Here is a 12,056-nt window from a genome sequence, read left to right on the forward strand (position 1 = left end):
CGGTGCCCAGGAACTCCGGGGTCCGCCGACGATCACTCCTGTTCGGCGCGGGCGCGGTAGGTGCGATGGGCGCGCTCGGCGCCGCGGGCTGCAGCAAGGTGCCCACGGGAGACACACTGGCGCGCCTGAAGTCGCAGGGCACCGTACGGCTCGGGATCGCGGGTGAGGCACCGTACGGGTACATCGACGAGGACGGGGCCTTCACCGGTGAGGCGGTGGAGCTCGCGAAAGTGATCTTCAAACGCCTGGGCGTCCCCAAGGTCCAGCCCGTGGCCACCGAGTTCGGCTCGCTCATCCCGGGTCTGAAAACACAGCAGTTCGATGTGGTTTCGGCCGGGATGTACATCAACAAGGACCGCTGTCAGCAGGTCATCTTCTCCGACCCTGAGTACCAGATGCTGGACTCCTTCATCGTCCGCAAGGGCAACCCGAAGAAGCTCTTCAACTACCAGGACGCCTTCAAGGCGAAGGCGAAGATGGGCACGGGCCCTGCCTACGCGGAGATCGACTACGGGATCGCCGCGGGCTACAAGCGGGACGACATCGCCATCTACCAGGACCCGGTCGCGGGCATGAACGCCGTCGAGGCGGGTCGCATCGACTTCTTCGCTGGTACCGCGCTGACCGGCCGCGGTGTGGTCCGCAAGAGCACGAAGGCGGAGGCGACCGAGGCCTTCGCGCCCATCGTCGACGGCGAGAAGCAGATCGACGGCGGCGGCTTCACCTTCCGGCCGACCGACACGGAACTGCGCGATGCCTTCAACGTGGAGATCCACAAGATGAAGAAGAGCGGTGAGCTCTTCCGGATCCTGAAGCCGTTCGGCTTCACGAAGGACGAGATGACCAAGCTGACCGCAGAGGAGCTGTGCAAATGACAGCGGGACTGTGGGAACACTGGGTTCTGCCCGGTATCTGGATCACCATCCAGCTGACGATCTACAGCGCGGCCCTCGCGACCGTCGTCGCCTTCGGCATCGGCATGGCCCGCACCCACCGGCTGCGCACCGTGCGCTTCCTGGCCGGTTTCTACACCGAGATCTTCCGCGGCACCTCTTCGCTGGTGCTGATGTTCTGGATCTTCTTCGTCCTGCCGCAGCTGGTGGGCTGGGCGCTGGTCCCGATGTGGGCGGCCGTGCTCGCCCTCGGGCTCTCCTACGGTGCCTACGGCGCCGAGATCGTGCGTGGCTCGCTCAACGCGGTGGCGCCGGCACAGCGCGAGGCGGGGGTCGCGCTGAGCTTCAGCCCTGCGCAACGCATGCGGCTGATCCTGCTGCCGCAGGCCATCCCGGAGATGATCCCGCCGTTCTCGAACCTGCTGGTCGAGCTCCTCAAGGGCACCGCCCTGGTCTCGCTGCTCGGTATCGGTGACGTGTCCTTCGCCGCGTACTTGGTGCGCCTCGCCACCACGGAGAGCGCGGAGATCTACACGATCTCGCTGGTCATCTACTTCGTGCTCGCCTTCCTGCTGACCCGCGGGATGCGCTCCCTGGAGCGTAAGACCAAGGCGGGCATCGGGCAGAAGACCGAGTCCCGGGGCCTGATGTCCAAGCTCAACTGGCGTCAGGAGATGCAAGTTTCACAGATTCCGAAGAGCGGGGGCACCGGCGCATGATCATCGCTGCTGACAAGTGGGACTGGGGCGCCGTCTCCGACTTCATGCCGCACTTCTGGGACGGCGTCCTCACCACCCTGCAGATCCTCGCCCTGGGCTCGCTGATCTCGTTCTCGCTCGGCCTGGTGTGGGCGCTCCTGTTCCGTGCGCCCAGCCGTTTCGTGCGGTGGCCGGTCGGCATCATCACCGAGTTCATCCGCAACACTCCGCTGCTCGTGCAGCTGTTCTTCTTCTTCTTCGTCCTTCCGGAGTGGGACATCCAGTTCTCCGCACTGACGACCGGCATCCTCGCGATCGGCCTGCACTACTCGACGTACACCGCGCAGGTCTACCGCGCCGGCATCGAGGCCGTACCCGTCGGCCAGTGGGAGGCGGCCACAGCGCTGAGCCTGCCCTACCGCCACACGTGGACCGCGGTGATCCTGCCGCAGGCCATCCGCCGCGTGATCCCCGCGCTCGGCAACTACGTCATCGCGATGCTGAAGGACACCCCGCTGCTCGCCAGCATCGGCGTCCTGGAGCTGCTGCAGCGCTCGCGGCTCCAGGCGGCGGAGACCTTCCAGTACACCGAGGCCCTGACCGTCGTCGGTGTGGCCTTCATCGTCATCGCCTACCCGTCCTCCCTCCTCCTCCGAGCTCTGGAGCGTCGTCTTGTCGTCTGAAAGCACCCCCAAGGAAACGACCAATCCGGCGGTGGACGGCAGCGAGCTGATCCGCTTCGACAAGGTCACCAAGAGGTTCGGCTCGAACACCGTCCTCGACGAGCTCGACTTCTCCGTGGACTCGGGCAAGCACGTCACGCTGATCGGCCCCTCCGGATCCGGCAAGACCACGATCCTGCGGCTGCTCATGACCCTGATGAAGCCCGAGGAGGGCACGATCAAGGTCGGCGGGCGTTACCTCACGCACGAGGAGAAGAACGGCAAGCTCGTGCCGGCGGGCGAGAAGTACATCCGCGAGGTCCGCAAGAACATCGGGATGGTGTTCCAGCAGTTCAACCTCTTCCCGAACATGAAGGTCCTGCGGAACATCACCGAGGCGCCGGTCCAGGTGCTCGGCCTGTCCAAGGACGAGGCCGAGGAGCGCGCCCGCGGCCTGCTCGAACTGGTCGGGCTCACCGAGCACATCGACAAGTACCCCAACCAGCTCTCCGGCGGCCAGCAGCAGCGCGTCGCGATCGCGCGCGCCCTGGCGATGCGCCCGCAGGTGCTGCTCCTGGACGAGGTCACGTCCGCGCTCGACCCCGAACTGGTGGCGGGTGTCCTCGACGTCCTGCGGGACATCGCCCACACCACGGACATCACGATGCTCTGCGTGACCCACGAGATGAACTTCGCCCGTGACATCTCGGACCAGGTCCTGATGTTCGACTCCGGCCGGGTCATCGAGTCCGGGACGCCGGAGAAGATCTTCACCGAGCCCGAGCACGAGCGGACCAGGGAGTTCCTCAGCGCAGTCCTGTGACCGCGCTCCGTAACCACGCAGGCTATGGCCTTGGGTGGTGACGCTGGCATATGCCAGAGTGGCGCGTTCCTGCTGACGGAGCCGGAACGCGCCACCAATCTCGTCAACAGCCGCTCCATATCGACCTCTTGGCGGCTATCGTGGGACGGAGCCCAGCTGTCCGGAACCGTTCCACGCAGGGGGAAGCCGTGGCGCTGAAGCATGAGCCGACCGCGCCGCAGCATTCGGTGCAGAGTGCCCTGCGGGTGCTCGAGATCGTCGCCCGGCACGAGACCGGCGTGACCGACGCCGAGCTCGCCCGGCAGACCAAACTGCCCGCACCCCAGCTCGCCGCCCTGCTGCGCATGCTCCGCCGCGAGGCATACGTCGAGCAGGTAGCCGACGGTGCGTATGTGACCGGCGCGTCCCTCGCCCGCCTCGGCTCGGCCCACCGCCGCGACCAGGCCCTGCGGGACAAGCTCAAGGAGACCCTCGACGAGCTGCGCGACTCGATCGGCGCGGCGGTCTACATCAGCCGGTACGAAGACGGCGAAATCAAGATCACCGACTTCGCGGACGGCCCCTGCACCCCCAAGGTCAACGAGTGGGTGGACTTCCGTTCCTCCGCGCACGCCAGCGCGGTCGGCAAGAGCCTGCTGACCCAGCTCGACCTGAACGGCCGCAGGGACCACCTCTCGCGCCACAAGATGGCCCGCCTCACCTCGCGGACGATCACGAACGAGCGGGTCCTGCTGAACCGCCTCGCCGCCCAGCCCGCGACGGTCCCGGTCCTCGACCTACAGGAGTACGCGGTCGGCACGGTCTGCGCCGCCGTCCCCATCACGGCGGGCTCCGCGGTCGGCTGCCTGGCGCTCTCCCTCCCGGTGGAGCACGCACACCGGCTGCGGGAAGCGGCCCAGACGCTCAACCGCGGGGCGGCCCCGGTACTGCTCTCCCTGGCGATCTAGAACCCACGGCCAAGGCCGGCCGCGGGCGGTTCTGAGCACCCTCCAGGACCAGGTATTATTTTTGAGTCAGCAGGCGCCGCTAGCTCAGTTGGTTAGAGCAGCTGACTCTTAATCAGCGGGTCCGGGGTTCGAGTCCCTGGCGGCGCACAGACAGAGAGAAGCCCCTCGCTGAAGCGAGGGGCTTCTTTTGTTGCGCCGCCGCTGATCATCGCGATCGCGTTCGGACTCGCCATGGACTACGAGCTGTTCATCCTGTCCCGGATGCGGGAGACCTGGCTGGAGAGAGGCGATCCCCGCGCCGTCACCGTCGAGGGCCTGCGCCGCTCGGGCCGCGTCGTCAGCTGCGCGGCGCTGCTGCTCGCGATCGTCTTCGGCGGCTTCATGACCGGGGGCTTCTCACCGATCCTGCAGATCGGGCTCGGCCTGACGCTCGCGGTGCTCATCGACGCGACCCTGGTCCGGATGTTCCTCGTCCCGGCGACGATGACGCTGCTCGGCCGCCGCGCCTGGTGGGCGCCGCCGCGGCTGCGGAAGATCCATCAGCGGTACGGGCTCCGCGAGGCGCCCTCCGCCGGTCCCGGGCCGGCCAAGCAGGGGGTCAGGCAAGCACCACCCAGTCCATGACCAGGGCGGCCACCAGGCCGGCGGCGAGGAGGTAGCTGCCGAGCCTGGTCCGACCGCGCCTGCTGAGTTCGATCACCAGGCCGCAGAGGACGAGCAGCAGCCCGTACACCCCCACGACCAGGACGGACGACCGGCTCGCCAGGCGCACGGCGAGCACCACGGCCGCCGCGGCCATCAGCACCGAGGCCGCGGCGATCCTTAGGCGCCGGGCCTGGCGCGGCGTGAGGCCTGCCCGTATCTGGTCTGACGTGCTCATGGTTCAGGATCGTAATGGACCTGACCGGTGGCCTGTGCACGCTTTCCGGGCTCAGGCCCGCAGGTATGCCAGGACCGCGAGCACCCTGCGGTGCGTTCCGTCCCCGGGCGGCAGGTCCAGTTTGCCGAGGATGTTGCCGATGTGTTTGCCCACCGCCGCCTCGCTGACGATGAGTTCGGCGGCGATCGACGCGTTCGACCTGCCCTCGGCGACCAGGCCGAGCATCTCGCGTTCGCGCGGCGTGAGCTGTTCGAGGGGGTCACGGCGGCGCCTGATCAACTGCCGTACGACCTCCGGGTCCACGACCGTGCCGCCGTCCGCGACCCGTGCCACCGCGTCGGCGAACTGCTCGACCTGGCCCACCCGGTCCTTGAGCAGATAGCCGACGCCGGTGCCGTCGCCGGTGTCCAGGAGCTCGGCGGCGTACGAACGCTGCACGTACTGGCTGAGCACCAGGACCGGCAGCTTCGGCCGCTCGGCCCGCAGGGCGAGTGCGGCGCGCAGCCCCTCGTCCTTGAAGCTGGGCGGCATGCGTACGTCGGTCAGGACGAGGTCCGGGTCGTGCGCGTCGACGGCGGCGCGCAGCCCCTCCGCGTCCCCGAGCGCGGCCGGCACCTCGTGGCCGAAACGGGCGAGCAGTCCGATGAGCCCCTCGCGGAGCAGCACGCTGTCCTCGGCGACGACGATCCGCAGACCGTTCAGTCGGCGAGGGCTCTGGGCTGCTGGGCTCGGCACGGGATCTCCATGGACAGTACGGTCGGGCCGCCGGGCGGGCTGGTGACCGTCAGTGTGCCATCGAGCACCGCGATCCGGTCCGCGAGGCCGGTCAGGCCGGTGCCCCTGGCCGGGTCAGCGCCGCCGTCGCCTTCGTCGCACACGTCGATGCGGAGGATCTCACCCTCGTGGCGGGCCCTGATGTGCGCGCGGGGCGCGTTGCTGTGCCGGGCGATGTTGGTGAGGGCCTCACGAGTGGTGAAGTACCCGGCGGATTCCACGGGTTCGGGGAGGCGGGGCAGGTCCAGGTCGGTGTCCACGGGGACCGGGGAGCGGTCGGCGGCGTCCTCGATGGCGGCGGCGAGGCCGTAGTCGGCGAGGACTTGGGGGTGGATGCCACGGATGAGCTCACGCAGTTCGGCAAGAACTTTCCCCGCTCCGTCGTGGGCCGTGGCGAGTTGGGCGGCAAGGGGGCTGCCGGGGGCGGCGTCGAGCCTGGCGAGGCCCAGGGTCATGGTCAGCGCGACGAGCCGCTGCTGGGCCCCGTCGTGCAGGTCGCGTTCGATCCGGCGCCGCTCGGCTTCGAAGGCGTCGACCAGGCGGGCCCTGGAGCGGGTCACTTCGGCGAGCTGGGTGGTCAACTCGGCCTCGCGGGGCGCGAGGAGGAGTCGGGCGAGGGCGGCGCGGGCGGCGGCGTAGGCGCCCAGGGGGTAGAGGAGCGGGGCGAGGAGGAGCAGGCCGAGGAGTGCCGTGGCGAAGGCGTGCGGATAGTCGCTGACGAGCCAGAGCTTGGCCGCGCGTATCTCGCCTCCGTCCAGGGCGAGTTGGGCGGGGGTGGCGATGAGGAGTGCGGGGGCGCCGACAGTGCAGGTGAGTACGAGGAGGTCGAGGGGCCACAGCACGAGGGCGAGCAGGGCGGCGTACGCGAGCTCGCGCCAGGTGGCCTGCTCCTTGACGCGCAGCTTGAACCAGGCGGGGATGCCGGGGGCTTCGGGGGTGCGGTGGGGGGTGGGTGCGGGGGGCCGGGGGTCGACCAGGCGGAGGCGGCGGCGTTCCAGGGCGGCTATGGGGATGCCGGTGAGGCCCAGGAGGGGCAGGAGGGGGAGGCCTACGAGGACCAGGGTCAGGGCGGCGCTCACGGTGAGGCCGAGAAGCCCACCGAGGAGAACCAGGACCCCGAGGCTTACGCCGCCCAGGAGGTATGCCAGCGCTCTCCAGGGCGCGCTGCTCCCCAGATACGCCCGCCCTCGAAGCCCGGTCCACACGCTTTCCCCGTCCATGGGGTCACGGTATGCGGGGCTGGTTCGTTTGGGGGTGCGGTGCCGACTGCGGCCGATCGTTGACTGATCGATGGTGCCGCGGGGCAATCGGGTGGGTGGGCGGGAAATGCTTGTTCGTTCAGGGGGAGGCTGCGGGGCAATCGGGCGGCTGGGCGGGTGGGAGAGGCCCGTCCTACGACAGCAGCCCCTCCCGGGCCTGGGCCCTGTACAGGTCGAGAAGAGAGGACTCGGCGGCAGGGGTGAGCCGCTCGTACGCCCCACCCCCGGCATCGGGACGCCACCAGACGGGATCCCCGCAGCGGAACCCCTCCCGGCGCAGGGAGGCCCGCGCCACCTTGTTGGTGGCGGTGACCGGCATACTCCGCACCACCCGCACAAAGCGGGGCGCCATCTTCGTGCCCAAGTCCTCCTGCGACAGCAGGAACTCGGCGAAGGCGAGCGGATCGAACTCCACCCCGCCCCGGGGGGCGAGCGCCGCCATCACCTGATCCCCCGCCACGGGATCAGGCACCGCGTACACCGCGACCGCCGCCGCCCCCTCCCACCGCGCGAGGATGTTCTCGATCATCGCCGCCGCCAGGTTCTCGCTGTCCACGCGGAGCCTGTCGTCCGTGCGTCCCGCGAAGTAGAGGAACCCCTCCGCGTCCCGGTAGAAGAGGTCCCCCGTCCAGTACCAGCCGTCCCGGAGCCGCGCCGCGTCCGCCTCCGTGTTGCGCCAGTACCCCTCGAAGGGCGATCGGCCCTTGTTGACCAGCTCCCCTATCGCCGCGTCCCCGTTCAGCAGCCGCCCGTCCGCGGCGAAGGCAGCGGGCGGGCACTCCGTACGCGTAACGGGATCCACCACCGCCAGTTCGTCCCCCGGCGCCGCCCGCCCGATCGCCCCGGCCGGAGTCCCCGGCGCCCGCTGGATCGCCGCACCGCCCTCCGAGGAGCCGTAACCCTCCACCAGCCGCACACCGAACCGCTTCTCGAACCGCCCCGCGTCCACCGCCCCCGCCTCGGTTCCGAAGCCCATCCGGAGCGGGTTCTCCGTGTCGTCGGGACGCTCGGGCGTCGCCAGGAGGTACTGCACCGCCCGGCCCACATAGGTGAAGTACGTGGCCCCATGAGCCCGTACGTCGTCCAGGAACGCGGAGGCCGAGAAGCGCCGCCGCAGCGCCACCCCCGCCCCGCCCGCCAGCGCGGGCGCCCAGTCCGCGATCACCGCGTTGCCGTGGAACATGGGCATGCAGATGTAGTGGACGCCGTCCGGCCCAAGACCGAAGTGCTCGACCAGGGACCGGCCCGCCGCCGCGAGACGGCCCTGGCTGCAGATCGCGGCCTTGGGCGCGCCCGTCGAGCCCGAGGTGAAGTACAGGAGCATGCGGCCGGCCGGGGTCACGGAGGGCGATATCTCCGGGCCCGCGTCCGCGTAGGGCGCGAGCAGCTCCCCGTACGCATCCGTGTCCGTCACCAGGATGCGTACGCCCGGGAGTTCAAGGCCGTCCAGGAGTGCGAGGTGCGCCCGTTCCGTGATGAGGACCCGGCAGTCCGTGTGCACGATGTCGCGGGCCAGTTCCGCTCCCCTGCGCGTGGGGTTGATGCCCGCCACCGCCGCCCCCGCGAGCGCCGCCGCGCTCAGCCACAGGGGGTACTCGGGGGTGTTGTCGAGCAGCACGCCGACGTGCGGTTCGGCCCCTCTCGGCAGCAGGTCGGCAAGGAGCGCGGCCCTCGCCGCCGCGCCCGCCGCGACCTGGTGGTGGGTCAGCGACTGCTGCTCGAAGTGCAGTCCTGGGCGGTGGTCGCCCCAGCGCGCCTGTACGAGTTCCGCGACGGTGCTCCCAGTGGACTCCATGGCCGCGCACCATAATTGATGCATCGTCAGAAGTGGAGAGGGCCCTCGGCGGCGGGGTCAAGGCACGGGCTGGGGCACGGGCTAGGGCAGCTCCGAGTCGAAGACGTCATCGGAGTCGAACATGTCGGCCGCACTGAACATCTCGTGCGCCGTCGCCATGAAGAAGACGCAGAAGGCGAGCATGACGCCGAAGAAGCAGAGCACGCCGATCGTGGCCGCCGCGCTCTTGCCGGGGCTCGGCTCGTGCGCCGTCGCCGCCTCGGGGCGGCCGGCCGCGTAGTACACGGTGACGAGGTCGCCCTCCACGATCGTCGCGGGGCCGTTCTCCTCCTCGAACCGGACGGGGCGGCCCGCGTGCGGAGTGAACTCGTAGACGTGGTGCAGCGTGGTGGTGATGTGGTGGTCCTCGCCGTGCCGGCTCGTCGTCGTGTAGGTGCGCAGGCAACGCGCCTGCGCCGTCAGGCCGCTCGCCCACGCCTGCCGCAACTGCGAGTAGCGCTTGATCACCTTGACCGCCATCGCGATCACGCCTGCGCCGATGAGCGTGGGCACGGCATAAAAGAAGAACTCCACTGCATCCCCCGATGATTACTGCCGGTACTGCTCCGCGTACGCCGTCGTGGTCTTGGACGGCGTACGCGGAACCTACCCGTGGGGAGTGCGCCAGAGCCTCAAGCCCTGCTCAGAACTTGACGTCGGAGCAGGCGTAGAACGCGTTCGCCGTGTCGTGGACCGTCCACACCGCGACGATCACGTGGTGTCCGCTCCTGCCGCCGGGAATGGTCCCGGAGTGCGAGAGCGTGGCGGGCGGCTGCTGGCCGTTGTAGGGGACGTTGAGGAACGGGGTCGTTTCGAGGGCAGCCCGGGTCACCGGCTTGCTCTCGTCCCAACCCTGCTTGGTGATGTAGTACTTGAAGTCGGTGGTGCGGTGGCGTGCCGTGAACTGCCAGCGGAAGGTGTAGTTCTGACCGGCGCTGACACTGGTCGTCGGCCAGGCTCCGCCGCCCGGCGCCTTCGGCTGGTTGAGCGAGTCGAAGCCGCCGACGCCCGCCGAGCAGATCTTGCCGTCGGCGGGACCGGCCGCCGGGAAGCCTTTGGGGCCCTCGACGCTCTGGGGTTCGTACTGGATGGAACCGCAGCCGCTCACCGTGCCGTTGGCACAGTTGATCTGACGGCTGGCGGGCAGGTCGGTGTAGCCGTGACCACTCGCACCACCGGACGAGAGCGCGAAGGCCCCGACCGTGGTGGCGCCGAGCATGGCCGCGTACAACTTCTTGTTTCGCATGCTGCCGCTCCAGGGGAAACGTGGGGGTTCCGTGAGCCGTGCGCGCGCTGCGGCACTGCGGGTGCAGTGGGATGCAGTAAGTACTGCGGTCTAGACCAAGCCCAGATTATGGGCGGTAGTTGAACATGTCCATACCAATAGTGGAGACGATCCGGCCGCACCGATGGCGCGACTTCTCCACGAGTTCACCGTTCGGGCCGTCGTTCGTCGCCACCCACGCCGCCGCCCCATCGGCCGTTCGGCCGCCCGCCAACTGCCTCTCGATCAAGCGCTGTTGACGTACCTCCGCAGGTGCGCGCACGTACCAGCACTCAGCCATGAGCTCCCGCGCCTCGCGCCAGCCGGGCAGATCGCAGGCCAGATAGTTCCCCTCGGTGACGACGAGCCGGGCCGTCGGCGGGACCCGGTGCCGGGCGGCCACCGGCTCGTGAAGGGTGCGATCGTAATCGGGTACGTAGATGTCGTGGCCGGTGTCCTCGATGACCCGGGCGAGCAGCGCGACGTACCCCCGGACGTCGAAGCTCGGCTCCGATCCCTTGCGGGCGGTGAGGCCGAGGCGCTCCAACTGGTCGTTCGAGAGGTGGAACCCGTCGAGCGGCAGATACGCGGCGCTCTCGCCGATCGCCGCCACCAGCGCCCGCGCGAACGTCGACTTGCCCGCGCCTGGCGGCCCCGCGATCCCGAGGAGGGTGCGGGGCCGCCCGGCGGTCAGCCGCAGGGCGTCCTGGGCGAGGGCGGTGAGGTCGGGGGCGCGGCCGGCGGTGTGGCCGGGGGTGTGGTCATCGGTCTCCATGCCCCGTATAGAACGCCACCGTCAGGTCCTTGACCAAGGCCTTGCGCTCGTAGTCGTCGAGCTCGACCAGGCCTCGGGTGGTCAGCCGGGTCACGGTGTCCTCGACGGAGTCCACCACCGAGGTGAGCACGCTGTCGCGGTGCCGCGCGTCCAGGGCGGCCACCCGGCGCAGGCGCATGGTGTCGGCGATCTCGGGGGCGTACTCGATGCGGGTCGGCTGGGCCGAGAAGATCTCGATGCCGACGGGCTCGGCCTCCGCCGCGAGCATCCGGGTCAGTGTGTCGCCCACGGCGTCCGCGTCGCGCAGGGTCGCGGTGTCGTCGTGGAAGGCGTCGGCGGGCAGCCGGGACAGGACGCGGGCCGTCGCCGCCTCGACGCACTCGCGCAGATACTCCTGGTGGTCGGCGACGCCGAGCGTGGCGCGCGCCGCGTCCTTGACCCGCCAGACCACGAGCACGACGACCCGCAGCGCGACCCCGCCCCGGTCCACCGCGGGCATCGGCTCGCTGCGCCAGTGCCGCAGGCGTACGTCGACACGGCGGCGCAGGAGGAGCGGGTTGACCCACATGAGCCCGGTCCTGCGGACGCTGCCGCGGTACCGCCCGAAGAGGGTGAGCACCCACGCCGTGCCGACCCGGCCCCGGGCGAGGCCGCCGAACCCGAACAGCGCGAGCGCGCCCGACCCGGCGAGCGAGGCCCACTGGGCGAGACCGAGCCCGGTGTACGCGTCGTAGCCGCCGTGCCCGTCCGGCCGGAACAGCCCCGCCGCTCGCGCCACCGGCTCGGGCAGTACTCCCGCCCACCACAGCGCGGCTGCGCACCCGGCGACTCCCGCCGTCCCGCCGAACACGCCGACCGCACCGGGCAGCACGCGGGCGGGCCGCTCGCCGAGGTCCGGGTCGACCACGGGCAGCGGCCGGGCGGCCGTCGCCACCGGGCGCCGGGTGGTGCGGGGCTGCTCCCCCGTCCCCTGCCTGCGCCGCACCACGGCGGGCGCCAGTGAGACCCCGGGGTCGCCGGGGTCGTCGCGGAAGAGCAGATGGATGGGGATCTCGGTGGTGGCCTCGCTCTGGATCAGGCGCGGCGAGCGAGCGGGCGTGTCCGGGGCGCCGACGGCCTTCGGGTCCTCGGGCTGGGGGGTCTGTGACCGTGATGCCGCTGTCGCACTCATCCTTGCCTCCACCTCATACGTGCCTCGATCTCATCCGCGACGCGGTCACATCTGTGCCCCGGTCCAACTCGTGACC

At 70.1% G+C, this 12,056-nt stretch carries 13 protein-coding genes, 1 tRNA gene and 1 pseudogene; 7 read left to right on the forward strand and 8 right to left on the reverse strand.

From position 1 onward, the window contains the following. Positions 1–65: 65 nt before the first annotated feature. The 7 genes and pseudogenes from ehuB to AB0E78_RS24705 form a co-directional block, all read left to right on the forward strand. The gene (gene ehuB / locus AB0E78_RS24675) at positions 66–875 is read left to right on the forward strand and encodes an ectoine/hydroxyectoine ABC transporter substrate-binding protein EhuB (protein ID WP_361836781.1); all 810 of its coding nucleotides are present in this window, start codon (positions 66–68) and stop codon (positions 873–875) included. After that, a complete protein-coding gene (gene ehuC / locus AB0E78_RS24680) occupies positions 872–1,612 on the forward strand; it encodes an ectoine/hydroxyectoine ABC transporter permease subunit EhuC (RefSeq protein WP_361836292.1) in 741 nt (246 codons plus the stop codon). The genes ehuB and ehuC overlap by 4 nt, the downstream gene beginning before the upstream one ends. Then, entirely contained in the window at positions 1,609–2,274 is a 666-nt protein-coding gene (gene ehuD, locus AB0E78_RS24685; protein WP_361836295.1) for an ectoine/hydroxyectoine ABC transporter permease subunit EhuD, read from the forward strand. Before ehuC ends, ehuD begins: the two co-directional genes overlap by 4 nt. Then, positions 2,264–3,076: an ectoine/hydroxyectoine ABC transporter ATP-binding protein EhuA gene (ehuA, locus tag AB0E78_RS24690; RefSeq protein ID WP_249589754.1), complete on the forward strand. Its 813-nt coding sequence runs from the start codon at positions 2,264–2,266 to the stop codon at positions 3,074–3,076. Before ehuD ends, ehuA begins: the two co-directional genes overlap by 11 nt. Positions 3,077–3,264: 188 nt before the next feature. Next, positions 3,265–4,023 carry an IclR family transcriptional regulator C-terminal domain-containing protein gene (locus AB0E78_RS24695; RefSeq protein ID WP_361836298.1) on the forward strand — a complete coding sequence of 253 codons (759 nt, stop codon included), beginning with the start codon at positions 3,265–3,267 and terminating at the stop codon, positions 4,021–4,023. Positions 4,024–4,096: 73 nt separating this feature from the next. Then, positions 4,097–4,170 (forward strand) — tRNA-Lys (locus tag AB0E78_RS24700). A 45-nt stretch (positions 4,171–4,215) separates the two neighbouring features. Further along, positions 4,216–4,647 (forward strand): annotated as a pseudogene (locus AB0E78_RS24705) (MMPL family transporter); the annotation flags it as partial. Here AB0E78_RS24705 and AB0E78_RS24710 read toward each other — a convergent pair. From AB0E78_RS24710 to AB0E78_RS24745, 8 genes are all read right to left on the reverse strand, one after another. Further along, a complete protein-coding gene (locus tag AB0E78_RS24710; RefSeq protein ID WP_361836299.1) occupies positions 4,622–4,903 on the reverse strand; it encodes a hypothetical protein in 282 nt (93 codons plus the stop codon). The pseudogene AB0E78_RS24705 and the gene AB0E78_RS24710 overlap by 26 nt on opposite strands. Before the next feature lie 51 nt (positions 4,904–4,954). Continuing rightward, a complete protein-coding gene (locus AB0E78_RS24715) occupies positions 4,955–5,638 on the reverse strand; it encodes a response regulator transcription factor (RefSeq protein ID WP_361836301.1) in 684 nt (227 codons plus the stop codon). Beyond that, on the reverse strand, positions 5,602–6,897 hold the full coding sequence (locus AB0E78_RS24720) for a sensor domain-containing protein (protein WP_361836303.1): 1,296 nt from the start codon (positions 6,895–6,897) through the stop codon (positions 5,602–5,604). Before AB0E78_RS24720 ends, AB0E78_RS24715 begins: the two co-directional genes overlap by 37 nt. Before the next feature lie 172 nt (positions 6,898–7,069). Beyond that, a complete protein-coding gene (locus AB0E78_RS24725) occupies positions 7,070–8,731 on the reverse strand; it encodes a long-chain-fatty-acid--CoA ligase (protein ID WP_361836306.1) in 1,662 nt (553 codons plus the stop codon). Between the two features lie 81 nt (positions 8,732–8,812). Next, complete coding sequence (locus AB0E78_RS24730; RefSeq protein WP_361836309.1) at positions 8,813–9,304, reverse strand: DUF3592 domain-containing protein; 492 nt, start codon at positions 9,302–9,304, stop codon at positions 8,813–8,815. Positions 9,305–9,413: 109 nt separating this feature from the next. Beyond that, positions 9,414–10,016, reverse strand: coding sequence for a lytic polysaccharide monooxygenase (locus AB0E78_RS24735; RefSeq protein ID WP_361836312.1), 603 nt, complete (start codon positions 10,014–10,016; stop codon positions 9,414–9,416). A gap of 106 nt (positions 10,017–10,122) precedes the next feature. Continuing rightward, entirely contained in the window at positions 10,123–10,809 is a 687-nt protein-coding gene (locus tag AB0E78_RS24740; RefSeq protein WP_361836314.1) for a nucleoside/nucleotide kinase family protein, read from the reverse strand. Continuing rightward, positions 10,796–11,980, reverse strand: coding sequence for an SPFH domain-containing protein (locus AB0E78_RS24745; RefSeq protein WP_361836317.1), 1,185 nt, complete (start codon positions 11,978–11,980; stop codon positions 10,796–10,798). Before AB0E78_RS24745 ends, AB0E78_RS24740 begins: the two co-directional genes overlap by 14 nt. Positions 11,981–12,056 lie beyond the last annotated feature (76 nt).

Origin of the sequence: Streptomyces sp. NPDC032198 (assembly GCF_040636975.1) — a bacterium.
In the GTDB taxonomy this organism is placed as follows: domain Bacteria; phylum Actinomycetota; class Actinomycetes; order Streptomycetales; family Streptomycetaceae; genus Streptomyces.